Annotated in this window: 23 protein-coding genes, 1 tRNA gene and 1 riboswitch; of the genes, 10 read left to right on the top strand and 14 right to left on the bottom strand. The window is 68.8% G+C overall.

Translation table 11 applies throughout. The features are described 5' to 3' along the window. Positions 1-77: 77 nt before the first annotated feature. Both trmB and V2J18_RS17240 read right to left on the bottom strand, forming a co-directional pair. The gene (gene trmB, locus V2J18_RS17245; RefSeq protein ID WP_064747778.1) at positions 78-833 is read right to left on the bottom strand and encodes a tRNA (guanosine(46)-N7)-methyltransferase TrmB; all 756 of its coding nucleotides are present in this window, start codon (positions 831-833) and stop codon (positions 78-80) included. Beyond that, on the bottom strand, positions 833-1,627 hold the full coding sequence (locus tag V2J18_RS17240; protein ID WP_336132432.1) for a thiazole synthase: 795 nt from the start codon (positions 1,625-1,627) through the stop codon (positions 833-835). Before V2J18_RS17240 ends, trmB begins: the two co-directional genes overlap by 1 nt. A gap of 385 nt (positions 1,628-2,012) precedes the next feature. Beyond that, positions 2,013-2,099: riboswitch (cyclic di-GMP riboswitch) on the top strand. Between the two features lie 44 nt (positions 2,100-2,143). Here V2J18_RS17240 and V2J18_RS17235 point away from each other — a divergent pair. After that, entirely contained in the window at positions 2,144-4,666 is a 2,523-nt protein-coding gene (locus tag V2J18_RS17235) for a hypothetical protein (RefSeq protein ID WP_336132431.1), read from the top strand. A 279-nt stretch (positions 4,667-4,945) separates the two neighbouring features. Here V2J18_RS17235 and thiS read toward each other — a convergent pair whose 3' ends face one another. Beyond that, positions 4,946-5,146 carry a sulfur carrier protein ThiS gene (gene thiS, locus V2J18_RS17230; protein ID WP_064747775.1) on the bottom strand — a complete coding sequence of 67 codons (201 nt, stop codon included), beginning with the start codon at positions 5,144-5,146 and terminating at the stop codon, positions 4,946-4,948. A 300-nt stretch (positions 5,147-5,446) separates the two neighbouring features. Between thiS and V2J18_RS17225 the strand changes: the two genes are divergently transcribed. The 4 genes from V2J18_RS17225 (at position 5,447) to V2J18_RS17210 (ending at position 9,459) form a co-directional block, all read left to right on the top strand. Beyond that, the gene (locus V2J18_RS17225) at positions 5,447-7,243 is read left to right on the top strand and encodes an autotransporter domain-containing protein (RefSeq protein WP_186442572.1); all 1,797 of its coding nucleotides are present in this window, start codon (positions 5,447-5,449) and stop codon (positions 7,241-7,243) included. Positions 7,244-7,379: 136 nt separating this feature from the next. Then, positions 7,380-7,453: transfer RNA gene (locus tag V2J18_RS17220), tRNA-Gly, on the top strand. A gap of 402 nt (positions 7,454-7,855) precedes the next feature. Then, positions 7,856-8,395, top strand: a complete 540-nt coding sequence (locus tag V2J18_RS17215; protein ID WP_336132430.1) for a DUF3060 domain-containing protein — start codon at positions 7,856-7,858, stop codon at positions 8,393-8,395. Between the two features lie 323 nt (positions 8,396-8,718). Beyond that, the gene (locus V2J18_RS17210; RefSeq protein ID WP_336132429.1) at positions 8,719-9,459 is read left to right on the top strand and encodes a hypothetical protein; all 741 of its coding nucleotides are present in this window, start codon (positions 8,719-8,721) and stop codon (positions 9,457-9,459) included. A 62-nt stretch (positions 9,460-9,521) separates the two neighbouring features. On the opposite strand, the gene V2J18_RS17205 is transcribed toward V2J18_RS17210, so the two are convergent. The 7 genes from V2J18_RS17205 to V2J18_RS17175 all read right to left on the bottom strand — a co-directional run bounded on the left by V2J18_RS17205 (position 9,522) and on the right by V2J18_RS17175 (position 15,088). Next, on the bottom strand, positions 9,522-10,190 hold the full coding sequence (locus V2J18_RS17205; protein ID WP_336132428.1) for a DUF6182 family protein: 669 nt from the start codon (positions 10,188-10,190) through the stop codon (positions 9,522-9,524). After that, complete coding sequence (locus tag V2J18_RS17200; protein ID WP_336132427.1) at positions 10,178-11,284, bottom strand: hypothetical protein; 1,107 nt, start codon at positions 11,282-11,284, stop codon at positions 10,178-10,180. The genes V2J18_RS17205 and V2J18_RS17200 overlap by 13 nt, the downstream gene beginning before the upstream one ends. Next, complete coding sequence (locus V2J18_RS17195; RefSeq protein WP_064747768.1) at positions 11,281-11,853, bottom strand: hypothetical protein; 573 nt, start codon at positions 11,851-11,853, stop codon at positions 11,281-11,283. Before V2J18_RS17195 ends, V2J18_RS17200 begins: the two co-directional genes overlap by 4 nt. Continuing rightward, the gene (locus V2J18_RS17190; RefSeq protein WP_336132426.1) at positions 11,853-12,518 is read right to left on the bottom strand and encodes a diacylglycerol/polyprenol kinase family protein; all 666 of its coding nucleotides are present in this window, start codon (positions 12,516-12,518) and stop codon (positions 11,853-11,855) included. The genes V2J18_RS17195 and V2J18_RS17190 overlap by 1 nt, the downstream gene beginning before the upstream one ends. Beyond that, on the bottom strand, positions 12,515-14,056 hold the full coding sequence (locus V2J18_RS17185; RefSeq protein ID WP_336132425.1) for a GH3 family acyl-acid amido synthetase: 1,542 nt from the start codon (positions 14,054-14,056) through the stop codon (positions 12,515-12,517). Before V2J18_RS17185 ends, V2J18_RS17190 begins: the two co-directional genes overlap by 4 nt. An 82-nt stretch (positions 14,057-14,138) precedes the next feature. Further along, on the bottom strand, positions 14,139-14,534 hold the full coding sequence (locus tag V2J18_RS17180; RefSeq protein WP_141233451.1) for a hypothetical protein: 396 nt from the start codon (positions 14,532-14,534) through the stop codon (positions 14,139-14,141). Then, on the bottom strand, positions 14,525-15,088 hold the full coding sequence (locus tag V2J18_RS17175; RefSeq protein ID WP_064747763.1) for an excalibur calcium-binding domain-containing protein: 564 nt from the start codon (positions 15,086-15,088) through the stop codon (positions 14,525-14,527). Before V2J18_RS17175 ends, V2J18_RS17180 begins: the two co-directional genes overlap by 10 nt. 658 nt (positions 15,089-15,746) lie before the next feature. On the opposite strand from V2J18_RS17175, the gene V2J18_RS17170 reads away from it, so the two are divergent. From V2J18_RS17170 to V2J18_RS17155, 4 genes are all read left to right on the top strand, one after another. After that, on the top strand, positions 15,747-16,190 hold the full coding sequence (locus V2J18_RS17170) for an ATP-dependent zinc protease family protein (RefSeq protein ID WP_064747762.1): 444 nt from the start codon (positions 15,747-15,749) through the stop codon (positions 16,188-16,190). A gap of 37 nt (positions 16,191-16,227) precedes the next feature. Beyond that, positions 16,228-17,136 (top strand): 30S ribosomal protein S6--L-glutamate ligase, encoded by a 909-nt coding sequence (rimK, locus tag V2J18_RS17165; protein ID WP_064747761.1) that lies wholly within the window; start codon positions 16,228-16,230, stop codon positions 17,134-17,136. A gap of 537 nt (positions 17,137-17,673) precedes the next feature. Continuing rightward, the gene (locus V2J18_RS17160; RefSeq protein WP_064747760.1) at positions 17,674-18,354 is read left to right on the top strand and encodes a response regulator transcription factor; all 681 of its coding nucleotides are present in this window, start codon (positions 17,674-17,676) and stop codon (positions 18,352-18,354) included. Between the two features lie 4 nt (positions 18,355-18,358). Then, positions 18,359-19,696: a sensor histidine kinase gene (locus V2J18_RS17155; RefSeq protein WP_064747759.1), complete on the top strand. Its 1,338-nt coding sequence runs from the start codon at positions 18,359-18,361 to the stop codon at positions 19,694-19,696. A gap of 194 nt (positions 19,697-19,890) precedes the next feature. On the opposite strand, the gene V2J18_RS17150 is transcribed toward V2J18_RS17155, so the two are convergent. From V2J18_RS17150 to metF, 4 genes are all read right to left on the bottom strand, one after another. Continuing rightward, positions 19,891-20,805 carry a branched-chain amino acid transaminase gene (locus V2J18_RS17150; RefSeq protein WP_064747758.1) on the bottom strand — a complete coding sequence of 305 codons (915 nt, stop codon included), beginning with the start codon at positions 20,803-20,805 and terminating at the stop codon, positions 19,891-19,893. 120 nt (positions 20,806-20,925) lie between these two features. Next, positions 20,926-21,678: a DUF4124 domain-containing protein gene (locus V2J18_RS17145; protein WP_064747756.1), complete on the bottom strand. Its 753-nt coding sequence runs from the start codon at positions 21,676-21,678 to the stop codon at positions 20,926-20,928. Positions 21,679-21,826: 148 nt separating this feature from the next. Beyond that, positions 21,827-23,098: a M12 family metallo-peptidase gene (locus V2J18_RS17140; RefSeq protein ID WP_336132424.1), complete on the bottom strand. Its 1,272-nt coding sequence runs from the start codon at positions 23,096-23,098 to the stop codon at positions 21,827-21,829. 263 nt (positions 23,099-23,361) lie between these two features. Next, positions 23,362-24,186: a methylenetetrahydrofolate reductase [NAD(P)H] gene (metF, locus tag V2J18_RS17135; protein ID WP_064747752.1), complete on the bottom strand. Its 825-nt coding sequence runs from the start codon at positions 24,184-24,186 to the stop codon at positions 23,362-23,364. A 204-nt stretch (positions 24,187-24,390) separates the two neighbouring features. Here metF and V2J18_RS17130 point away from each other — a divergent pair, with 204 nt between their 5' ends. Further along, positions 24,391-25,086, top strand: a complete 696-nt coding sequence (locus V2J18_RS17130; RefSeq protein ID WP_336132423.1) for a GNAT family N-acetyltransferase — start codon at positions 24,391-24,393, stop codon at positions 25,084-25,086. Positions 25,087-25,140: the final 54 nt, after the last annotated feature.

Below are 25,140 nucleotides of genomic sequence, written 5' to 3'. Positions count from 1 at the left end.
CGCAGCCCCGGGAAGGAGCGTCAGCGCAGCGTTGCGGACGTTCGAGAACCTTCACGCCGATCTCCAATCCCGAATCCCTAATCCCGGCTCTTGTCGTACAGAAGATCCCAGACGCCGTGCCCCAGCTTCTGGCCGCGGGTCTCGAAATGGGTCTGCGGGCGCCAGTCCGGCCGCGGCACGCTGCCGCGCGGACCGGCGCGGTTGACCAGGCCCTCGGTCGCGTCGAGCACGTCCCACATCTGCTCGGCATAGTCTTGCCAATCGGTGGCCAGGTGCAAGCGGCCGTCGGCGGCGAGCTTGCGCACCAGCAGCTGCGCGAACGCGGGCTGGACCAGGCGGCGCTTGTTGTGGCGCTTCTTGTGCCAGGGGTCGGGGAAGTAGATGCGGATCTCGTCCAGCGAGCCGTCGGCGACTTCGTGGTTGAGCACCTCGACCGCGTCGTGGTGGTACAGGCGGACGTGGTCGCTGCCGTCTTCGGCCAAGGCGTTCAGCAGCCGGCCGACGCCGGGCGCGTGCACCTCGATGCCGATCAGGTCGCGCTCGCGGTCGTGCTGGGCGGCGAAGCGCAGCGCCTCGCCGTTGCCGAAACCGATTTCGAGCACGCGCTTGGCTCGGCGGCCGAAGATCGCGTCGTAGTCGCGCGGCGCGCCCTGGTAGTCGATGCCGAAGCGCGGCCACAGCTCGTCGAAGGCGCGCTGCTGGGCCGGGGTGAAGCGGCCCTGGCGCAGCACGAAGCTGCGCACTTGGCGGCGGCCTTCCTCGATCGTGAACGGCTTGGGCGGGACCTTGCCTTCGCCCGCGCCGGGTTTGTCCTTGGAGCCGGAATCCGTCATCAGCCGATCAATCCGTCCACCGGCGAGGACGCGCTGGCGTAGCGCTTGCGCGGGATGCGGCCGGCCTTGAACGCGGCGCGGCCGGCCTCGATCGCCAGCTTCATCGCATGCGCCATCAGGATCGGGTCGCGGGCGCCGGCGATGGCGGTGTTCATCAGCACGCCGTCGCAGCCCAGCTCCATCGCGATCGCCGCGTCCGAGGCGGTGCCCACGCCGGCGTCGACCAGGATCGGCACCTTGGCGTTCTCGACGATCTCCAGCAGGTTGTAGCGGTTCTGCACGCCCAGGCCGGAACCGATCGGCGCGGCCAGCGGCATCACCGCGACGCAGCCGATCTCTTCCAGGCGCTTGGCCAGGATCGGATCGTCGGAGGTGTAGACCATGACGTCGAAGCCGTCCTTGACCAGGGTCTCGGCCGCGGCCAGGGTCTGGACCACGTCGGGGAACAGGGTGCGCTGGTCGCCCAGCACTTCCAGCTTGACCAGCTTGTGGCCGTCGAGCAGCTCGCGCGCCAGGCGGCAGGTGCGCACCGCGTCGTCGGCGGTGTAGCAGCCGGCGGTGTTGGGCAGCAGGGTGTAGCGGTCCGGCGGCAGCACGTCGAGCAGGTTGGGCTCGCCGGGGTTCTGACCGATGTTGGTGCGGCGGATCGCCACGGTCACGATTTCGGCGCCGGCGGCCTCGGTGGCCAGGCGGGTCTGTTCGAGGTCGAGGAACTTGCCGGTACCGGTCAACAGGCGCGAGCGGTAGGTCTTGCCGGCGATGATCAGCGGGTCGGAGAAGGCGGTATTCGTCATCGTCGAATTATGTCGGATATCGGCGGGCGCTTGGACCCTGGGGCTGAGCGGGACGCGAACGCGGCAGCAGGGGCCGACGCAGGGACGTGCGGCGATGCAGCAGGGGGCGCCGTGAAGGGAGCGCGCCGGCCGCCGTTCGTCGGAGTCGGGGCGGGAGCCGGGGGACACGCGTGGCGCGCTCGCTTGAAACGGCCGCAGTGGGGCCGGCGGGCCCGCCCATCGCAATCGGCGACCGTTCGTCGTCAGCCTCAAATAATGTGATTGACGTCCCAAAATGCGGCGTATAGTGCCGCCTAGCGGTACCTGGGGAGGGCGTTGCGGATATAGCGCTCTGCAGTGCCGTCGCGGCGCCCGCCAGGGGAAGCGGGTGCCGCCGTTGTACAGGACTCGAAAAAGGCACAACCGGCGCGAGCCGGCGTCGCAAAGCCACGGATGCCGATCCGCATAGGGGCGGCATGGCCGAGCTACCGAGCGCGAAGAACTGGGCGCTTACTGCCCCGCTCACGGAGTTCTGACATGTCCACCAACCGACGCTGGCGTCCGCTGCTCGCAGCGGCGCTGCTAATGGCTTCCGTCGGAGCCTTGCCTACCGCGGCCTGGGCCGCCTCGGTGCAACCCACCACCTACCCCGGCAACTTCGCCGGGTGCGACGACCTACCCGGCGTCGGCACCTGGCAGGGCGGCGGGGCCAGTTCCGGCGGCGCACCCCTCGACGGCCAGGTCTACAACCTGGGCAACGGCCAGACCATCACCTTCAACTACACGCCCTCCGGGCAGAACAAGTTCATCGGCTTCACGTCGACCATCCCGATGGACTACATCGTGATCAAGGGCGGCAACGCCTATAACGTCTTCCACTACGACCCCGCTGTCCTTAGCGATACCAATCTGTACGCGCCCAACAACGCCAGCGGCGAACCCGCCGGCGTCAGCCATGTCGCGTTCTGCTTCCTGCCCAAGCCCACCGGCGTCAAGACCGCCGAGGCCAGCTGGAAGCGCTACACCGACTGGCAGATCGACAAGACCGTAACGCCCGAAAGCATCACCATGCTCGACGGCGACAGCCATCAGGTCGAGTACACCGTCACCGCGACGCCGACCACCCGCGGCCTGTACCGCGTCGCCGGCACCATCACGGTCAAGGACCCCTTCAGCTTCGGCTGGAAGGCCACCGCGGTCGTCGACACCCTGCAGTTCAACAACAGCGCGACCCAGTTCTCGCTGCAGTGGACCGCGGCCGGCGGCGACACCGACACCCTCAACTGCGTCAAACCGGCGCCGAACGCGGACAAGATCATCCTGTCCTGCACCTATGCGTTCGAGCTGAGCAGCATCAGTCATCCCTTCCTGCTCAGCGCCACCGGCGGCATCAACGCCGCGGGCATCACTACCGAGCGCAAGTCCTGCAGTTGCAGCGACGACGGCAGCAGCGGAAGCACGACGAGTTACACCTTCACCGCGAGCGCGCCGTTCACGATCCCGGCCAACCCGGCCGAGAGCTACGGCGATACCTTCGCGATCGACGACTCGATCCTGCCGAACAACCCGGACCATAGCTTCAACCTGGGCAACGGGCCGTACGTGTGGAAGTATCCGCGTCCGCAGCCGTTCGTGTGCGGCGCCGACGAAGGCCAGCACACCAACACTGCGACCGGTACCTGGAGCACCAGCGCCAGCACCAACGCCACCGCCAGCGATTCGGCGATGGTCACCGTGGCCTGCCGGACCGTGTCGATCATCAAGAGCGCGAACACCCGCTACGACCGCGACTATGCCTGGACTCCGGACAAGCACGTGGTGGTCTCGCCGGCCGACGCCAAGGTGGTCGGCATGCAGGGCTGCCTGCCCGATCCGATCGTCGGCGGCACCTATGCCGGCAACTTCCTGTGCGAGGACGTGCAGGTCCTGCTCAATGCCGGCGGCAACTACGAGACCGTCTATCGTCTCGCGGCGACCCGCAGCATCGAGTCGGAAAGCGGCTTCAGGGTCAGCGGCAACATCCTGATCACCTGGCCGGGCGATGTGACGCCGCAGTTCAGCCCCGCGGACCCGAGCGACACGCTGCACTTCAACGGCGGCGCGACTCAGGCCGTGGTTCCGACCTGCGAACCGCCGGGCGCGACCTCGTTGAGCTGCGACTACGCCGCAGACGTGGCCGACAAGACCGCAGGCTACAACGAAGCCAGCATCCAGCGCGTGCTGAAGTGCTACGACGCCGCCGGAAACGCCAGCGACTGCGGTTTCAAGAGCTACACCTCGAACCAGGCCGCGTTCTCGTTCGGCGCGCCCACCACCGAAGCCGACGCTTGCGTCGTGGCCAGCGACCTGTTCAACGGTACGCCTGGACTGAACCTGGGCAACAGCTTCGGTTGGATCGTGGAGCCGTTGGTGTGCGACAGCTTCGCCAAGTTCGTCACCGGCGACATCAACCCCGACCCGGGCATCGTCGAGAGCCTCGACATCTTCGCGGCGTGGATCCTGCCGACCCAAGTCGGTCCGGGCAACACCTGCGAGTTCATGGTTCCCAACGTGCTGACGGTGAGCGGTATCGGCGAAGCGGGCGGCGTGAACGCCAGCGACGAGGCCATCATCACCGTGAAGGTGCCGGAACTGTGCGCCGCCGCGGGTTGTACCTACACCCAGGGTTACTGGAAGACCCACTCGAAGTACGGTCCTGCGCCGTACGACGCGACCTGGGCGACCATCGGCGAAGACACGCTGTTCTTCAGCTCCGGTCAGACCTGGTACAAGGTGTTCTGGACGCCGCCGAAGGGTGGCAACGCCTACTACATCCTGGCGCACCAGTACATGGCCGCTCGCCTGAACGTCGAAGCCGGCGCGACCGCACCGCCTGAAGTGCAGGCCGCGATCGCCCAGGCCACGGCGTGGTTCACCGGCCGCAGCACCGCCGCCCCGAAGGGCGCCGCGCGCGACACGGCGATCAACCTGGCCGGCATCCTGGCCGCCTACAACGAAGGCACCATCGGCCCGGGCCATTGCTCGGTCTCGCCGGCGACCATCATCGACGCCGGCACCTGATACGCATTCGACTTGGAGGTCGTACTTGGGCCCCGGCTAGCGCCGGGGCCCTTTTCTTTGCGGGGATGCGTTGCCTAAGGGGCGCCGGACGATGCGTGGCTTCGGAGCGCGGCGTGCTGTCCACCGCTGCGGCTGTCGCGGCTCACGCCGCTCCTACAGGGGGCAGTAGCCGCGCTCGGCTTTTGTAGGAGCGGCGTGAGCCGCGACAGCCGCAGCGACGTACGCAAGCGCCGCCGCCGAAGCCCGGAGCCTGCGCCGTTCGCTGCGCAACGGCGAGCCTCAGCCGCCGCCCAGCGCGTGCACGATCTCGATCTTGTCGCCGTCGCCGATCGCCTGCTCGGCGTGGCGGCCGCGCGGGACGATCTCGCCGTTGATCTCGACCGCGACCCGGCGTTCGCCGAGCCCTTCCTGGCGCAGCAGTTCGGCCACGGTAAGCGCGGCCGCGAGCGTGCGCGGCTCGCCGTTGAGCTGGATATTCATGCGCGCATTGTCGCGTGCGCACCGCGCAGCGGCCAGTGCCGGCGCTGGCGGCGCGGGTCGCGGTTCGTGACCTTCGGCCGCAGTCGACGGCCGCCGCAGCGGCGATAATCGCCGCGCCGTTTTGCCGCGCTGCGCCTTGCCTTGGCCGGTCCGCGCGTGTTTGGATCGGCCATCCGCCGGCGTATGTCGCCCGGGCGGAGCCCTTTCCGGCCCGCGCCGGCCCGCCCGGCGGGCTGCGCGCGTCGCCGCCACCGTCACATCACCGCAGGGAAGTTCATGATGAAACCCGCTCGTACCGCGCTGGCCGCCGCACTGCTGCTGGCGACCGCCCCGGCCCTGGCCCAGGACTACTCCAAGACCGTCTTCATCGGCGACAGCCTGACCGACTCGGGCTGGTTCCGCCCGCGCCTGGTCCAGGCGGTCGGCCCGAACGGCGCCTTGCTCGGCCGCTTCACCACCAACCCGGGCCTGGTCTGGTCCGAATACCTGGGCGAGTACTACGGCGGCAACGCCGCCAGCGCCAACCAGGGCGGCGACAACTACGCCGTCGGCGGCGCCCGCACCGGCACCAACAGCGCCGGCGCGCTCGGCGCGATTCCGTCGCTGGCCACTCAGACCGCGAACTACCTCGCCAGCACCGGCGGCCGCGCCGACCCGAACGCGCTGTACAGCGTGTGGGGCGGCGCCAACGATCTGTTCGCGGTCGTCGCCGGCGCCCCGGCGCAGACCACCATCGCCAATGCCGTCACCGCCCAGATCGGCGTGGTCGCCTCGCTGCACAACGCCGGCGCCCAGTACATCCTGGTGCCGACCGTGCCCGACCTGGGCTCGACCCCGCAGTTCCGCGCCGGCGGCGCCGTCGCCCAGGCCACCGGCACCCAGCTGGCGACCAGCTACAACAATGCCCTGTACAGCGGACTGGCCGCCTCCGGCCTGCGCGTGATCCCGCTCAACACCTTCAGCCTGTTGCGCGAAATCGTCGCCAACCCGGCCCCGTACGGCATCAGCAACGTCACCGGCACCGCCTGCAATCCGCAGATCACCGCCTCGTCGGTGACCTGCAGCCCGGTCAACTACGCCACCCCGGACGCGCCGGAAACCTACGCCTTCGCCGACGGCGTGCACCCCTCGGGCAAGGCGCACAAGATCCTCGCCGACTACGCCCTGGGCGTGCTGGAAGCGCCGCGCTTCATCGCGGTGCTGCCGAACTCGGCCGCGGCCACCGGCCGCGCCCGCGCCGACCAGGTCTCCACCCACATCGGCGAGCGCCCGGACGGCGAGGGCATGCGCTGGTGGGCCAGCCTGCGCGGCGATTTCCAGCGCTACGGCCACGGCGACCTGTACGACGGCGCCGGCCCGGCGCTGACCGGCGGCGTCGACTGGAACCGCGGCAATCTGGTGTTCGGCGCCTTCGCCGGCTACGGCCAGCAGAAGCAGGATTTCGGCCTGCGCCACGGCGAGTTCGACCAGAAGGAAGCCAGCCTCGGCGGCTTCGTCGGCTGGTACGGCGAGCGCGCCTGGGTCAACGGCCAGGTCAGCTACACCAAGCTGGACTTCGACATCGACCGCAACGCCAACCTCGGCCCGGTCAGCCGCGTCCACCACGGCTCGGCCGACGGCGACAACGTCACCGTCGCGGTCAACGGCGGTTGGGAATTCGGCCACGACGCGCTGCGCCACGGCCCGGTGCTGGGCCTGGTGTCGCAGACCATCGAAGTCGACGGCTTCGCCGAAAGCGACCCGACCCTGGCCACCTCGCTGGCCTACCCGAAGCAGGAATTCGACTCGCTGATCGGCAGCGTCGGCTACCAGGTCCACTACACCCACAGCGAAAGCTTCCGTCCGTACGCGCGCCTGACCCTCGACCGCGAGTTCGAAGACGCGCCCGAACAGGCCTACGCGCGCCTGCAGAGCGTGCAGGGCCTGGGCGACTACGCGGTCAAGGGCCGCCACTTCGACCAGAACTACGGCACCCTGCTGTTCGGCGTGCGCACCAAGCTGTTCGGCCTGGACGCCAACGTCGGCGCCAGCGCCACCATCGGCCAGGGCGCCGGCAACAACACCACGGTGTTCGCCCAGATCGGCAGCGGCTTCTGATCGCCGCCGTCCCCTGACGACGCAACGAAAAAACCGGGCCGCGAGGCCCGGTTTTTTTCTTGGGGTGCCGGCGGCTGGCCGTTGCCGGGGCCCTAATTGCCAGCGCCGCGGCCTCGGCTTAGACTGGTCCGGTAAAGCGGGTGTAGTTCAATGGTAGAACTGCAGCTTCCCAAGCTGCTAGCGTGGGTTCGATTCCCATCACCCGCTCCAACTTCGTTGTCTCCTCCCTTCCGGCCTTTGCCGCGCGTAACGCGCCGACCCGCAAAGGCTCTTGCGTACCTTCGACTTCGATCGCGAGACCTCCCACGAGGCGTCGTCGCAGGTACCGTTTCGTGCCGAAGCCCTGTTTCCTGGCTCGCGCCGTCGTTGCCCAGGCTCCGTTCCGGCTGCAGTCGCTTCGGCTTGTATCCCGGAGCATCCCTGCAGTCGGATTGTTCCTTGGCGGCATACGCCAGCGACTGACTTGGCCTGACCGCAACGGATGCTATAACCGGCGCTCCTCCGGTAGGACGACCCCGCCGGCTTGGACCACTAGACCAACGCCGAGATCAAGCCGTCCGGCGAAGCCGTCGGCCGGTCACTGACCCACCCAATCCAAACAAGGACGCTTCGATGAAGGCTCGAATCCACCCGCGCGACACCTCACGCACCGAGCACTCGTGGCGCTATACGCGCCTGCTCGCCGCCTCGGCCTTGTGCCTCGTGGCGGCCGCTTGCACCGACGGTGCGGGCGGGGCCGTCGGCGCGGCGATGTCCAACGAACTCGTCGATCCCGCCAGCGGGGCCAGCTGCGGCCAAGGGGCGAACGTGCGGATCACCAAGAACGGCTTCCAGACCGTGCTCAACGGCCAATGCGGCGCGGTCGTCATCACCGGCTCGAACGGATCGGTCAACGTCGATCACGCCCGATCGATCCGCGTCGAAGGCACCCAGGTCACCGTGCTCAACGAAAAGGTCGAGACGCTGGAGACCGTCGGCTCTGACAACACCTTCAACATGACCGAGGTGGGGCATGCGACCGTCGCCGGCGATCGGAACACGTTGTTGGGGCGCAACTACCGGCAGGTGACGTTCAAGGGCAAGGACAACTCGGTCAACACCGACAACGAGCCGCAACTGGACGACCAGGGCACCGGCAACAAGGTCATTTGACACGGTGCGGTCGAATTGCGGCATGACGAGCTCATCGCCGGCCCGTGCGGTTGATAAGACTCGGGTCGGTTTCCGAGGCAGTCGACGAAAGTGCATAGGCAGCGGCCGGTAGCCGTAGGCGTCACCCTGGGCGAGCCGAGTCTTGCGTAGACGCTCGCCAATAGCGGTGGAAGCAGGAAGGGCGGGCATTCGTCAGCAAAGTCATCTTACTCTCCGACGTTGGCCCCTTTCATACTGGCAACGCACTGCAGATGGTGGAGCCATGCGCTTGCATGGGCCCCGCGCCAACGAGAGGATGGGGCATCCAAGGAAAGGAACTGGCTATGCTCCGAACCACCCGCCGTACCGTCGCGGTGCTGCTGTTCGCTTTGACGACGTTGAGCGCCTGCACACGCCAGGCTGCAACCCCGCCCACGCCAGGAATCGCTTCGCCCGAGCCTCCTGTTGCGGCAGCGGCGGATCCCCAGGCCGATCTGGTGGTCGTGGTCGGCGAACGGGTCGCGCTGGACGACATCCAGGACCCGGACTCGCTGGGGGGCGGCTATCGAGCGCGCTACCGCGTCCTGGAGCGGTTCCACGGCCGCCAAGAGGGGCCGATGGTGGACTTTGAGTTTTACCAACATCTCGGGGAGCCGCACCTGCTGGGTTTCAGCCACGCCTTGCTGTTCCTGCGCCGCGACGGCGATCGCCTGTCGGAGGTCGCCCACTACCCGGTGTTCGCCGCGCGCGGTGGCGGCTGGGCCGGTTGTGCGCCGGCCTCCGAGATGGAAGCACGGCGGCGCAAGGACCGCGCCCGGGCGGTGCCGGGCGTGTTCGCTGGCGAAGCGACCTACACCGAATGGGTGGCGCCGAACCCATCCGCATACCCCGCCGAGCACTTCCGGATTAGTGAGAACCGCATCCGTTGCCTCACCGGCACGCCGGCGCAGGAACTGTACGCGTTGAACAAGCACATCTTGGAGACCGGGGTAGGGCCGAACTCTTTGACGCCGGAGCAGGTCGAGGCCATCACCGTGCCGGTGGTCCAGCCCGCGGCCCCGGCCCAGCAGCCCGATGAGGGGTGAGGTTGTCCATCCGACGCGCTTCCACCCGGCCTATGGCGGGTGGGGCGATGGGTGCGAATGGATTAGGTTTCGGGCCGCAGCACCGCCCGACACCTCGGCGGCGACTCATCCAAGTCCAACCGCAGCTGCACCGCGTCCTCGGCGCAAACCGGTGCGGCGCCGCGATGCTTTAGCCTGATCCGCCCGCCGAAACTGGGGTCGACAATCGCCGCCTCGGCCAGCAAGTGCAGCGCATGCACCAGATAGCGCGGCCAATCCAGGCCGCTGACGTCGATCTCCAGTTCCCAGCGGCCGTCGCCTTCGTCCCAAATCAAATCGAGTTCGGTGTCCCGGGCAGGGCCGCTGCGGGTCTTCAGCGGGACCAGCAGGTCGGCGATGCGGGGATGGCGGGTTTCGGCGTCGATCAGGGCGAAGCCGAGGGCGTCGCCTTCGATGTGGCTCAGCAGCACGGCGACGGCGGTGCGGGTGGGGTGGCCGGCGAACAGGCGGACCTTGGTGAAGTTGGCCAGCCAGGCCTGGCGGTCGTCGCCGGGCAGGCCGGCGATGACGCGGGCGAGGCCGCGGGCGAGGGCGGGGAGGTCGGGTTCGCGGACGACGACGAACAGCGTGCGGCGGGCGCAGACGGCTTCGCCGGCGCGGGCGACCGCGTCCAGGCGGCGCTGCATCAGGGTTTGGTGCAGCGGATCGATGTCGCTCGGCAGGGTCGCGGTCGGGGTCGTCACAGCAGGCATTGCATCACCGCATGGCGCAGGCCGGGGCCGGCTTTCTTCTGTTCCAGCACCGACAGCGCGCCGTAGACGTTGGCGCTGCCGTCGCGCTTCATCAGCTTTTCCAGCGCGGTCCGGTCGGCGGCGGTCGGCGGTGCGGGTTCGTGGACGGCGAGCAGGCGCCGCGCCCGCTCCAGGCACTCGCCGAGGCCGGCGTCGGAATAACTGGCCGGGTGGCGCAGTCCCAGCGCATGCAGGAAGTACAGGCGGAAGCCGAGCCGGATCTCGTCGCGGCTGGCGCCGCCGGCGACGCGTTCGAGCAGGCGGGCGCCGGTGTATTGTTCCCAACCGCCCTGCTTGGCGCTCAGCACCAGGCCTTCGACCGGCACGCGGCTGAAGCCGACCCGGCGGCAGGGCAGGCCGAAGCGTTGCAGTACGCGGGTCAGCGATTCGTAATCGCGTTCGATGCTGGCGTCGTGGTAAAGGCAGATTTGGTCGTGCTGCGGCGCGTGTTCGAGCAGGTCGCGCAGGATCGCCAGCAGGTAGTTGGGCAGGCCTTGTTCCGAGATCAGCACGCGCAGCGGCCGGCTTTCGTCGGTGAGGTCCAGGTAGACGCCGCCGCCGAAACGGCGCTGGTCCAGCAGCAGGTCGTGCGCGCGCAGCCGGTCGAGCACGGCCTCCTGGCCGAGGCCGAACGGCACCGAATGAAACAACGCATCGGGGGCCAGGCCCAAGGTGACGAAGACTTCGCCCCACAGCGCCAGGATGCGGCGCGATGCCGCGTGCACGAAGCCCTCGTCCTCGATGCGGCGGGCGTAGACGGCGATGCGTTCGGCGTCGGGCAGCGCGGCGCTGCGATGGCATTCGACGTACAGCGCGCCGATCTGGCCTTCGCTCATGGCGTCGAAGTCGAGGCCGGCGTGTTCGCGGTCCAGATAGTCCCAGAAGCGGATGGTCTGCAGCGAGATGTCCCAGGGGCGGCGGTTGTGCCAGATCGCGCCGGGCGCGAACAAGCCCTCGAAGCGGCGCATGAAGTCCAACAGCAGCGCGCCCTTGAGGTGGGAGGGGGTGAGCGGCTTGGTGGGGGTGATGCCGACCGGCGCGTACAGCGTGCTCATGCGGTCAGACCGTTCTCGGCGAAGTCTTCGCGCAGCCAGGCCCGCAGTTGTTCCTGCACCCGTTGCGGCGGTTGGCTGTTGTCGACGATGCGGTGGGCCAGCGGCCGCCCCATCTGCAGTTCGTCGTCGAAGCCGGCCAGGCGCGAGCCGATGTCGCCGTCGCGTTCCAGGCGCGTGCGCAGGTGGGCTTCGACGCGCGCCAGCGGCGCTTCCACTTGGTACACGAGATGGCTCGGAAAGTACTTTGACAGGCGCTGCACCAGCATCGCCCGCATCATCAGCACGCGGATGTTGCCGCCGTCGCTCTCCAGCGCCTGCCGCGGCAGGCCGTAACGCGCTTGCAGGCCGAACAGCTGGGCGGTCTCGAGAAAGAAGCCCGCCCGCTCGCGCGCGCTGAATTCCTCGTCGTCGACGAAGACGTGATCGGCGTTGGCCGGGTCTTCGTAATGCCGCGGCTTGCGCGTGGTCCAGGTCGGCACCAGCCGCACCAGGCCTTCCTGGCGCAGCGGCGCGAACAGGGTGCTTTTGCCGACGCCGGAAGGGCCGATCACTACCAGAATCTTGGCCATCATGTACTCGTGCGCACCGCCGCCTCTTGCAGCTGCACGGACAGCAGCGACTGCAGCGAGATCGCTGCGATCAGCGGCAGGAACAGGTTGTCGGTGCCTTTGTGCGAGAACGCCTCGATCAGGGTCAGCGCGGCGCCCAGCGCCATCGCCACCGGCAGGGCGGCGGCCGGCGGCAGACCCATCCACAGGGCGGCCGGCACCAGGATGGCCAGCCCGGAGAGGAAGAACGCCGCGCTGCCGGCATAGGACTTGGCATGGCCGAACAAGGTGTAGCGGCGGCGGCCGTAGGTCTCGCCGATCACGCCGGCCAGGGCATCGGAGATGCCGAGCACCAGGTAGGCGGCGACGAAGGCGGGATAGGACAGGTCGAGCGAGGTCGCCACCATCAACGACAGCGGCAACAGCAGGTCGCCGTAGGATTGGCGCTCCACTCCCATGATCGAGCGCAACAGCACGGTGCCGCGCAGCAAGGCGATGGCGGCGAAACTGCCGGCGGCGATCCAGAACAGTTCGCGGTAGCCGATGCCGAACAGCGGAAAGGCCGCGATGACCAGGCAACTGCTGACGTGCACCGACTTGCGCGAGACCTCGGCCGGCGCGCCGAAGCGGCGGACCAGATCGCCGAGCAGGAAGCAGGCGAGGATGGCGAGCGTGAAACCGATCATCGGGGTGGGCTCACGATGCGGTCCTTGACCTGCGGCGGGCGCAGGCCCGCGGCGACACGGTCGCACCATTGCTGGGTGAAGTACGCCGGCGGCACCTGCCGCACCTCGCCCAGCGAAGTGCCGGCCATCGCCGCATCGGCGGCATAGGCCTGACGCAGGGTGTGTTCGCCAATGTCGATGCCGTCGGCGTCGTTGCAGGCCACCAGCAGGTCGAGCACGCCCTGTGCCGCGGGCACGAAGGTGAAGTTGCGCAGGCGCAGGCCGTGTTCGTCGTTGTAGCGGCGCATGAAGCGCAGCAGCGCCGACTCGGGCACGGACGCGGACTGGGTGATGCGGCCGGCATAGGCCACCGTGGGCACGTTGCCCGCTCGACCGGTCACTTCGAGCAGATCGCCGAGCACGTAACGGCAGAAGCCGCCGGCCTGGGTGGCGACCACGGCGTAGCTGGCGCCTTCGCGCAGTTGCTCCAGCCGCAATGGCGTCTGCGCCGCGCCGTTCTGCACGTCGAGGAATTCGAAGAAGGCGGCGTTGTAGGCCATCACCCCGCGCAATCCGTCGGCCAGCAGGTGCATCGCCAGAGGGACCTCGGAGGCGGCCAGCGGCGCCGGCAGCACCACCACGTCGGCGCCGTAGTCGGCGACGACCTGGTGCAGATAGATCCCGGCGATGCCTTCGTCCCAGCACAGCAGGCGTTCCACGTTCGGCCACACGTCGGCCGGCAGCAGGCGCCCGCGTGCGGCGCGACGCGCGGACAGGCGCTCGGCCAGCGCGGGATCGGGCGCGGCGACGGCGCGGCCGCCGAAGCGGCCGGCGGCGAGGTCGGCGAACAAGCGTTCGGCGTTGTTATCGAGCAGCTGCGGTATCGCCGCCAGGATCGCCGGATTGATGCCGATGAACTGGCGGATGTCGTGGCCGGCGGCCATGCGCAGACGGAAATACAGCCGGTCCAGGTCGGCGGGGATGTCCGCCGGTACCGTCGCCCAGGGGCCCTGCGTGCCGGGCTCCAGCAACGCCTGGCTGTCGAACTCGTTGGCCAGGTTGACCTGGCTGAGGCCGACGTGCGGCGCGCCGCTGCTCAGCACCGAGGTGTCGCGCAGCGGGTCCCATTTGAAATTGACCGTGCGGTCGCGGCTGGCCGCCAGCCCCGGATGGGCGCGCACGGCGCCTTCCATGTAGGTCAGATAGAAGGGGTTGAAGGTCTCGGCGAAATAAACGCGCGGCAGCGGCAGGACCTTGGCCTTGCCGGCGGTGCTGCCGCTGCTGGAGATGAAACGGAACACCTCGCCCGGGAACAGCACGTCGGCTTCGCCGGCGACGATGCGGTCGACGTAGGGGCGCAGCTCCTCGTAGTTGCGCAACGGCACCCGGCGCCGGAACTCGGCCAGGCTGTCGATGCGGTCGAACCCGTGCTCGCGGCCGAAGGCGGTGTCGCGGCCGCGCGCGATCAGGCGCGACAGCACTTCGTCCTGGGTGCGCTCGGGCGTGTCCAGGCCGCCGATGAAATTCGCGTAATGCTGTTGGCCGAGGCCGATGCCCATGACAACGCTTCCTGCTTCGATGGTGGAACCTTCCGGTTCGGACGTCGGTGCCCGGTATCGGCGTGACGCAATGCCGGCCGCACTATACGAACAAGCCGCCTTGCGTTTTTTGAACGATGGCGGTGTTTCGAATTTCTTCCTGCAGATCGGCGCAGATCCGATCCGGAATCGCAGTCACGCCCGATCTCACGCGGATCGCGACGGCGATCGGTCGCGGCAAAGCGCTTGCGTCGTAGCGGTCCGAACGGCCGATGCGGCGATCGTCCGCGCAAGCCGTCTCACCGGTTGCGAGGCGCTCAGCGATGAGAAAGGGTGAGCGGGCGATACCTATGGTTCGATTCGATTGCCGGACAATGAGGGCGTTGCGCGGATTCGAACGAAGGTCGTTGACGGGCCCGATCGCGTTCCGGCCATGCATGGGGCGCGCCGGGGATCGATCGATGGGCCGGTTCGCCGGCGCACGGCGCGTCAGTTGCACCACTGCTGCTCACAAGGGTCGCCGTCGCCGTTGCCGTCCATCTTCACGTTGGGGCAATGGGCGAGGAAGTAACGCGCCTCGGCGCACGAGGTCATCTGGCTGCAGTGCGTGCGTCCGTCGCAGCGGTAGCGGGCCGGTGCGGGCCGCGATATCGGTATCCACGCCGGCATCGCGCCGACGATGGCGTCGGTGCGGGGGGCGATGTCGATGAGACCCTGCGCATACCCGACGATCCCGCCGATCGCGACCAACCCGAATAGGGCCGGTCCCCAGGAACGGCGGCCGCGGCGCTCGGACGATCGGCGGCGCCGGTCGGTTCGCGCATGCGGCCGCTCGTTGGGGCGGCGCACGCGCGTCGCGCTGTGCTTGCCTTGCGTGTCGCGGACGGATTCGAACGTGAAGCGCTCATTGGGCAATGGCCGCGAGCTGCCGGGCGCGAGCGCGGAGACGTGCATGAAGACCTGCGGGCCGCCGCCGACCGGTGCCAGGAACCCATCGCCGCGGTCGTCGTTCCAGTGCGCCAAGGTCCTCGACATCCGCTTGCCCGTGTCCATCCGCCGTCTGCCCATGCTCCGTTATCGGACGGTAACGAGTTCCGCAGTGCGCGCAGGCCAGGGTGTCGATCGGGCGGCGCAGGGCAGCGGCCGGGCGGTAGCGGTTTCGCGTTCGCCGGTGTGTTTGGTCGTTGCGGGCGCGATCGCGGCAGGCGGCGTCGACGGAATGCGGCTGTGCCGCGGCCCGCGAATCGACCGGCCGAACGGATACGAGCGCAGGCTGAATCCGCGCAGGCCGGGTCCGCCGCCAGGAGGGCAGGGACGCGTCGATCCGCGGCCGCGCAACGCAGCATCGATCGTGGCCGGGCGGCCTTCGACGGCCGGTGGGCAAGAGCATTTCCCGCTCACGTTGCGCTAATGCCCGCGGGGGCAGTGTCGGAGCCTGGGCGGCGGTCGCCGGCTCGGCGCGATGGCCGTTGCGATGCGCATCGACCTGACGCGGGGCGCGCGCTAGACTGCGCGCCCGGTCCGTTCCGGGCACGATGCGGCTCGCCATCCAGGCGGCGGCGCAGCGCGGTCGGGACGGGCCCAGGGCGACCGCAAGGTCGCTTTTTTTGTCGCCTCGCGGCGCGATGGAACGACGCCGGCCGGGTACGGTCCAAGCGCCATCGGTTCGTGGGTTCCCATTCGATCGTGCTGGCTGCGCAGCGGAGGTCCGATGTCATCGATGATCGTCCTCGGCTGGCGCGAACTGGCCGCTTTGCCGGGCCTGGGCATCGCCGCGATGCGGGCCAAGATCGACACCGGCGCGCGCAGTTCGGCGCTGCACGTGGAGTCGCACTGGAGCTTCGTCGAGGCCGGCGCGCCCTGGGTCGGGTTCCGCCTGCGCCCGCGCGGCAGCGCGGTGATCGAGGCCGCGGCGCCGGTCTACGACGAGCGCTGGGTCACCGACTCCGGCGGCCATCGCACCCGTCGCCTGTTCATCCGTACCGCGCTGAGCCTGGCCGGCACCGAACGCGAAATTGAAATAAACCTGGCGGATCGTCGCGGCATGCGCTTCCCGATCCTGCTCGGCCGCACCGCGGTCACCGGCGCGTTCACGGTCGATCCGGCGCGCTCGTTCCTGCACGGGCGGCTGCGCCGCCGCGCGCCCAGCCTCTGAACGCGCGTCCCCCTCCTTTTTCCGCGAACCCCGCCCGATGAAGCTTGCGATCCTGTCGCGCAACACCAAGCTCTATTCGACCCGCCGCCTGGTCGAGGCCGCGCGCGAGCACGGCCACAGCGTGCGCGTGCTCGACCCCCTGCGCTGCTACATGCGCATCGCCTCGGACGGCTTCCAGATGCACTACAAGGGGCGCGAGATCGCCGGTTATCACGCGGTGATCCCGCGCATCGGCGCCTCGATCACCCGCTACGGCTCGGCCGTGCTGCGCCAGTTCGAGCTGATGGAGACCTACAGCCCGAACAGCTCGGACGCGATCCTGCGCGCGCGCGACAAGTTGCGCAGCCACCAGCTGCTGGCCGCCGAGGGCATCGGCCTGCCGGCGACGGTGTTCGGCGACAACCCCGACGACACCGCCGACCTGCTGTCGATGCTCGGCCCGCCGCCGCACGTGATCAAGCTCAACGAGGGCACCCAGGGCGCGGGGGTGATGCTGACCGAGAAGCTGTCGGCGTCCAAGGGCGTGATCGAAGCGCTGCGCGGCTTGTACGCGAACTTCCTGGTGCAGGAGTTCGTCGCCGAGGCCAAGGGCGCCGACCTGCGCTGCTTCGTGGTCGGCGGCAAGGTGGTGGCGGCGATGAAGCGGCAGGCGCCGAAGGGCGATTTCCGCTCCAACCTGCACCGCGGCGGCACCGCCAAGGGCGTGCGCGCCAGCGCCGCCGAGCAGGACGTGGCGGTGCGCGCCGCGCGGGTGCTGGGGCTGGGGGTGGCGGGCGTGGACCTGATCCGCTCGGCCCGCGGCCCGCTGGTGCTGGAGGTCAATTCCTCCCCGGGCCTGGAGGGCATCGAGGAGGCCAGCGGGGTGGACGTGGCCGGGGAAATCGTCCAATACGTGGCCGGCCGGCTGCGCGAGAAGACCCCCCGCCGCGCTGCGGTGAGACGCTGAACAGGGGGTGGGGCGAGGCTTGGGCTTGCCCGATCCTCGTCAATGGCAAGCCTGGCAGGTCATCTGTCGGCGCCCCGCCGAACGGCAGCGCCCCGGTGCGGAAGGGCTGGGCCGGGGCGGTTCCAATTTCAAGTTGCGTTTAACTTGCTTTTAACGCGATCTTTAACGACCGTTTAATCGAAATCCGCGTAGCGTTACCCGGACCGAAGCACTGCAGCGCCACCAAATCACGCTCCTCGTCAGACGTATCTGGTCGAAGCAGGTTACGGTAATCGGGGCAATACCCTTTTGGCCCAGGCGCGGTGGCCCCGCGTCTGGGCCTTTGTTTTTTGGCGCCGCAATGGGCGATTCGGACTGGGGATTCGGGACCGGCGATGAACGCCGGAGTGACTTCCGGGGGATGGGGGGCGAGCGTTTCCCGTTCATTTTACAAACGCTCTGGCATCATCCTTCGCTTGCCGTCGCCGCCTCGTGCGCGACGCCTACGGAACCCGGGCGCGCGGCTACGGTCGAACGCCAACCCACTGGGACGAGCCCATGCGCATACTTGTGATCGAAGACAACCAGGACATCGCCGCCAACCTCGGCGACTTTCTCGAAGACCGCGGGCATACGGTGGATTTCGCCGCCGACGGCATCACCGGGCTGCATCTGGCGGTGGTGCACGATTTCGACGCCATCGTGCTGGATCTGAACCTGCCCGGCATCGACGGCCTGGAGGTCTGCCGCAAGCTGCGCAACGAAGCGCGCAAGCAGACGCCGGTGTTGATGCTCACCGCGCGCGACAGCCTGGACAACAAGCTCGCCGGCTTCGATTCCGGCGCCGACGATTACCTGATCAAACCGTTCGCGCTGCAGGAGGTCGAGGTCCGCCTCAACGCGCTGTCGCGTCGCGGCCGCGGCGTGCAGACCCGGGTGCTGACCGCGGCCGATCTGGAGTACAACCTCGACACGCTGGAAGTGCGGCGCCAGGGCAAACTGCTGCAGCTCAACCCGACTGCGCTGAAGATCCTGCAGGCGCTGATGGAAGCCTCGCCGGCGGTGGTCACCCGGCAGGAACTGGAAACCCGGGTGTGGGGCGAAGAGCTGCCCGACTCCGACAGCCTGCGCGTGCACATCCACGGCCTGCGCGCGGTGGTCGACAAGCCTTTCGACACGCCGCTGATCCAGACCCGCCACGGCATCGGCTACCGCATCGCCGCCCCGGACAACGGTTGAGCGCGTGGCATCGGAAGAACCTGCCGCGAGCTCGCGGCTAAGGAAAAAGAAGCGATTCCGGCGGCGCCTGCGCAGCCGAATCATTCTGTCGTTCGTGCTGTTGGGCTTCGGCCTGACCGCGATGTTCGCGTTCGCGACCAACTGGACCCGCACTCGGGTCGAGAACCAGTTGGTCGAGGACGCGATGAACCGCAACATCGACGAGTACGCGCGCCAGTTCTACCTGGCGCCGGATTCCAACCCGCCGGTGCCGTTCAAGCAGGTCTATGGACGGGTGGTCAAGAGCGACCGCTTCGAGAACCTGCGCCTGGAAGAGCCCGACTGGTACGCGCTGCCCGACGGCATTCACAACATCCAGGGCAAGAACACGGACGGCACCCCGTTTTCGTACAAGCTCGCGGTGCGCAAGACGCCGACCGAGTGGTTCTTCCTCGCCTACGACATGACCCAGGCCAGCAAGGGCGAGGCCCAGTTCAATCGCGCGATCTACCTGTCGGTGCTGGTGTTCACCCTGTTCTCGCTGCTGGTCGGCTGGTGGGCGGCGTCGCGGGTCATGAGCCCGGTGTCGGAACTGGCCAACCGGCTCAAGCGGTCCGGCCGCAGCGCCCAGTCCGAGGCGCTGGCCGCGCATTTCCCCGACGACGAGGTCGGCCAGTTGGCCGAGGCCCTGGACGACTACGCCGAGCGCCTGACCAACGTGGTCCAGCGCGACCGCGAGTTCAACGCCGACGTCAGCCACGAGCTGCGCACCCCGCTGGCGGTGATCAAGGGCGCGGTCGAGCTGCTGCTGTCGCGGCCCGATCTGGAAGACAAGACTCGCAACCGACTATTGCGTATCCAGCGCGCCGAGCAGCAGTGCACTGACCTGATCAGCGCCCTGCTGCTGCTGTCGCGCAACGAGCGCGGGCACGGCTCGACCGACATCGCCAAGCTGTCCGAGCAACTGCTCGACGCCCACCGCGCCCAGCTCGGCGGCAAGCCGCTGGCGCTGCGCATCGAAGGCGAGCGCGGGCTGGTGGTCGACGCGCCGGAGGCCGCGGTCGCGGTGGCGCTGGGCAACCTGATCGGCAACGCAGTCAAGTACACCACCGAGGGCGAAGTGGTGGTGCGCCTGTACCCCGACTCGGTCGAAGTGATCGATTCCGGCCCCGGCCTCAGCGCCGAAGACGCGGCCAAGCTGTTCGAGCGCGGCTACCGCGGCACCCACGCCGGCCATTCCCAGGGCGGCGGTATCGGCCTGTCGATCGTGCGCCGCCTGTGCGCCCTGTACGGCTGGGACGTGCGGGTGAAGCCCGGCGAGACGCGCGGGGTGGTGGCTACCTTGGGATTCGGGATTGGTTGAGCCGGGATTGGTCGAGCTGGGATTTGGAATTTGGGATTCGGGATTAGAGATTAGGGATTGGTTGAGCAAGAGCTAAAAAGCAGAACGCCCGGCTTCGATGGAAGCCGGGCGTTCTTGTTTGAAGCTTGCGTGCAGGGTCGGAAGGGGACGAAGCGCTCTACGAATCCCGAATCCCGAATCCCGGCCCGGCAGCGTCAGCTGACGGGCTCCAGCCACCCGTACTTATCGGCCGTCTTGCCGTTGAACAGGCCGAAGAACAGGTCCTGGATGCGTTCGGTGACCGGGCCGCGGCGGCCGCTGCCGACCTGGCGGCCGTCGACCGAGCGGATCGGGGTGATCTCGGCGGCGGTGCCGCACATGAACAGCTCATCGCACAGGTACAGGTACTCGCGCGGCAGGTCGCGTTCGATCACTTCGATGCCGGCGTCGCGGGCGAGGGTGATGATGGTGTTGCGGGTGATGCCGTTGAGCAGGGCGGCGCTGACCGGGGTGGTGTGCAGGGCGCCGTCGAACACCAGGAACAGGTTCTCGCCCGCGCCTTCCGAGAGCAGCCCGGTCGAGGCCAGGGCGATGCCTTCGCCGAAGCCCAGGCGGCGCGCCTCGCGCGCGACCAACTGGCCGGACAGGTAGTTGCCGCCGGCCTTGGCGCCGGCCGGAATGGTGTTCGGCGCGAAGCGCTGCCAGCTCGACACGCAAGCGTCGATGCCTTCCTCGAGCACGCTCGGGCCGAGGTACTGGCCCATCTTCCAGGTCGCCACGGCGACGTCGGTCGGGGTGTCGGCGGACAGGCCGAAACCGCCGAGGCCGCGGTAGGCGACCGGACGCAGGTAGTCGGTGGTGTGGCCGTTGGCCTTGATCACCTCATGGCAGGCCTGGTTGATCTGCTCTAGCGAGTACGGCACCGCCATGTCGTAGATCTTGGCCGAGGCGTACAGGCGGCGATTGTGGTCGTTGAGGCGGAAGATGATCGGCCCCTGCGGCGTGTCGTAGGTGCGGATGCCCTCGAATACGGACGAGCCGTAGTGCAGCGCGTGCGACATGACGTGGGTGGTCGCTTCGGCCCAGCGCTTGATCGCGCCGTTGTGCCAGATCCATTCGGGGTATTGCATCGTCGGCTTCCGTCGTGGGGTGGAGAAACGCCTATTGTGCCCTGCGCGCGCATGCAGGCCCAACGTACGGGGCCGTCTGTGTGAGGCGGGGACGCGTGCCGGATCGGCCGCGGGAAGGGTTCAGCCCTTGATCCACCAGCAGCCGAAATGGCGGGTCAGGCCGAACACGGTGCGCGAGGGCGTGATGCCGTTGCCCAGGGTCTGCTCCAGGCGCAGGCCGACCGGCGCGCGCCGGCGTGGGGTCGCGGCGACCGCGGCTGCGGCGGTCTCGGCCGTTGCGGTGGGCGCCGCCGCGTCTGCATCGGCGGCCGTGGCCGCCGCGCCGCTGGGGCGGCCCAGGGGGCTGACCAGCGCGGGCGAGGGCGGTTCGGCCGGCGGCAGCGGTGCGGTGGCGGCGTTCGGCGCGGCCGGCGGCAGGGTGGTCCAGGGGCCGGGCTCGGGCGGCGGCGGTGCGGCCGGAAGCACCGGGGCGATGTCGATCAGGGGCCGATGGGCGATCGCATCCAGGCGCTGCAACACCGCATAGGCCTGGTCGTCGGACATGCCGGTCCAGTGATAGACCGCGGCCAGCCGGTTGCCGTCCTGGGCGTCGATGGCGTTGGTGATCTGGCCGACCAGATCGCGCAGGTTGCGCGCGCAGCCGCCGCCGTTCTGGGCCGGGTTTTGCGCCTGGGCGGCGGCGCCGCGCGGCAGCCGATCGACGCCGCCGGCGGCGGCGCAGTCGCGATCGGTATAGACCGAATTGCCGTGCGCGTCGGTGCAGCGGCGGATCTCCGCCGCGGCCGGCGCCGGGTAGCAGGGGACGGCGATGGACGCGACGGCGGCGAGCGCGAACAACGGCAGCGAGGAGCGGGAGCGGGCGAACCAAGGCATCCGCTCAGCCTAGCGCCGCGCGCGGCCGCGGGACAGTGCGCCGGTACAGGAACCGGACAAGACGGGGCGGCGTCCGTGCACCGGATCCGGCCGCGGTGGGCGGGCCGGCCAAGGCAGGCGGCGCGCGCGGCGCCGCCTGCGTCCGGGCTCAGCGGAACGCCGCCACCGTCGCGGCGCGCTCGTTGAGCACGCGGGCGTTGTTGCTCTTCGCCGCGGTGCCCATCGGCACGCCGTTGTAGGTGATGTTGGGGTTCGACCAGTATTTCAGGCGCGGGCAGTTCGAACCGCAGTTGTAGGCCATGACGGTGCGCCAGGTCTTGTTCGGCGCCCAGTAGCCGTGACCGTAGGGATAGACGGTGTTGGTGCCGTTGTTGGGATCGTGGTGAGCGCCGAAGTTGTGGCCGATCTCGTGGGCGAAGCTGTAATAGCCGGTCATGCAGGTGTGGCCGACCACGCTGAAGGCGCCGGCGGCGTTCGAGTTCAGATAGCCCAGGCCGCAGTACGCATTGTCGGTGATGATCAGCACGTTGACGTCGGCGGCGATGTTGTTGCGGGTGGTGTGGTAGCTGTCGAGATAGCCGTCGGCGGTGCCGCGGAAGCGGCTCAGGTCGGTATCGAAGCCGGCGGTCACGTAGCTGCTGGTGTATTGGCCGGCGAGTTGGAAGCGCACGTTGACCGCGCTGTTGGCGAAGCTCTGGTTGCTCTCGGTGATCGCCAGATTGGCCTTGGCCAGCGTGTCGCCGACCGCGTTCGCCGCGGCCTGGGTGTAGACCACCATCACCCGCACCGTGTACGGCGCTTTCTGGTTGAAGGCGGCCTCGTCGAAGCCGGGGTCGTTGACGAAGGGCACGATCGGCTTGGCGTTGTAGCCCGAGGCCGGATGGTCCGGCGGCATGCGCGATTCGTCGATCAGGCTGATGGTGTGGCCGCCGCGCTTGAGCGGATCGATGCGGTACAGCTTGCCGCCGCTGCGCACGGTACCGGCGATCTTGTCGCCGTTGCGGACGATGATCGCCGACTCTTCCGGGTCGTCGATGAGTTCGGCGCCGGTGAAGGTGTTGATGCGCTTGAGCTGCTTGTTCGGATCGCCGACCAGGCCCTGCCAGATGACCACGCCGTCGGGCTTGCGTTCGGCCTGCAGCTTATGCGCTTTCAGGCTCACGCCCGGAGCCAGGTTCAGCAGCAGGGTGTCCTGGGTCTCGGTGATCTGCGCGGTGTCGGCGCGGACCAGATCGACCCGGACCGCGGCGCGCTCGGCCCGGGCCGCGCGGTAGGCGCTGTCGCTGGCGGCGCTGCGCGCCAGGCTGGAAGCGGGGGAGCCGAACAGCGGAGCGGGTTCGGCGGCGGCAGCGGCGCCGGCCAGGCCCAGGGACAGTACGACGGCGACGCTGAGGGGCAGCGGCTTATGGCGTGCGGACATGGTGCGTTCTCTCCATTGAGGGACCGCGGCACGCCGCGGCCTCAGCCGCGGTGGCGGTCGCGAGGGCATCGCTCGTCGCGGCGATGCATCCTGGGCTCAGTGAGCCGCCGCGTCGTCGCAAGGCTCAAGAACGAACTTGTCCGATCGCAAATAGAGGTTGAGAACTGCTTTAGCAAAACCGGCCAGCAGCCGCGCCAGGTCAGATAGAACTGCGACGCCGGCGCTTGCTTTTCGCCTCGTCTGAACGGTTAAGGCCGGACGCTTCAGGCGATCCGCGCCAACACGGTCTGGGTCGGCTTGGCCAGGTTGAGCGTGTAGAAGTGCAGCCCGGGCGCACCGCCCTCGACCAGCCGGCGGCACAGCTGCGCTACCACGTCCGCGCCGAATTCGCGGATGCTGTCCGCGTCGTCGCCGTAGGCCTGCATGCGCTGGCCGATCCAGCGCGGAATCTCCGCGCCGCACAGGTCCGAGAAGCGGCGCAACTGGCTGAAGTTGGAGATCGGCATGATCCCCGGCACGATCGGAATGTCGATGCCCGCTGCGCGTACGTCGTCGACGAAGCGGAAGTAAGCGTCGGGGTTGTAGAAGTACTGGGTGATCGCACCGTTCGCGCCGGCGCGGACCTTGCGCTTGAAGTTCTCCAGATCCGACAGCGCATCGCGCGCCTGCGGGTGGGTCTCCGGATAGGCGGCGACTTCGATGTGGAAGTGATCGCCGGTTTCGGCGCGGATGAACTCGACCAGTTCGTTGGCGTAGCGCAGGTCGCCGGCGCTGGCCATGCCCGAGGGCAGGTCGCCGCGCAGCGTGACCAGGCGCTTGCAGCCCAGCTCGCGGTACAGCCCCAGCAGTTCGCGGATTTCGGCGCGGGTGCCGCCGACGCAGGACAGGTGCGGCGCGGCATCGAGCCGATGCGCTTCGCGCAGGCGGCGGATGGTCTCGGGGGTGTAGCTCAGGGTCGAGCCGCCGGCGCCGAAGGTGCAGGACACGTACTGCGGGGCGTGGGATTTGAGCTTGGCGGCGGTCTTGTCCAGCTGCGTGCGCTGCTCGTCGGTCTTGGGCGGATAGAACTCGAAGCTGATCGGCAGCATGGGCGCAGGCGGGCGTGGGGGTGGGTCGATAATATCTCTTTATCGCGATGAAATAAAAGTATCGATCCCGCCGGTGCGCGGCGGGGCCGGCCGGGACCATGCGGCTGCCGTCCATGCCGCTGCGCAGGCCGCGGGTCCGGCGACGACTGCGGCGTCGCCGCGGCTGCGCTATAGAGGGAGCGTCCTCCCAGCGGCCCGTTCGGCATGAGTGCGCACGTCCTGGACAACCCCATCTGGCATTCGCTGATCAGCCGCCACCTCGACCTGGCGCAGCGCCATGAGCCGGCCGCGCGCTACCCGGCGCAGATCGCGCCCTTCCTGGGCGTCGCTTCGGTAACGGCCGATGCCGCCGAAGCGCTGAGCGGCGCCTTCGCCGCGCTGGTGCCGCCCGAGGACACCGCCTTGCTGCTCGGCGTACCGCCGCCGGCAACGCCGGGGTGGGAGCTGCGCCATCTGGCCAATCTCGCGCAAATGGTCTGCGCCGCGCCGGTGGCCGGCGAAGCCGACCCGGACGGCATCGTCGAACTCGGCCCGGACCAGCGCGAAGACGTGCTGGCGCTGACGGCGCTGGTCTACCCGCACTACTTCCGTCCGCGCACGATGGAGTTGGGCCGTTACTTCGGCTTCTACCGCGAAGGTCGCCTCGCAGCGATGGCCGGCGAGCGCATGGGCACCCACGACTACATCGAACTCAGCGCGATCTGCACCCACCCCGACTTCCTCGGCCTGGGCTACGCACGCCGACTGCTGCTGTTCCTGGCCAACGACAACCACGCCCGCGGCCGCATCCCGTTCCTGCACGTCAGCCGCGAGAACCCGCGCGCGATCGGTTTGTACGAGCGCAATGGGTTCGAACTGCGGCGGGATATTCCGTTCTGGGCGTTGCGGCGAGCGGGTTAGTATTTGCTGAGTTTGGCGAAATAGCAGGCTGCAGTCAGGGCGCGCAGCGGCGGT

The organism is Lysobacter firmicutimachus (assembly GCF_037027445.1).
GTDB classification, from domain to species: domain Bacteria; phylum Pseudomonadota; class Gammaproteobacteria; order Xanthomonadales; family Xanthomonadaceae; genus Lysobacter; species Lysobacter firmicutimachus.
This window is presented reverse-complemented; position numbering and strand designations above follow the sequence as displayed.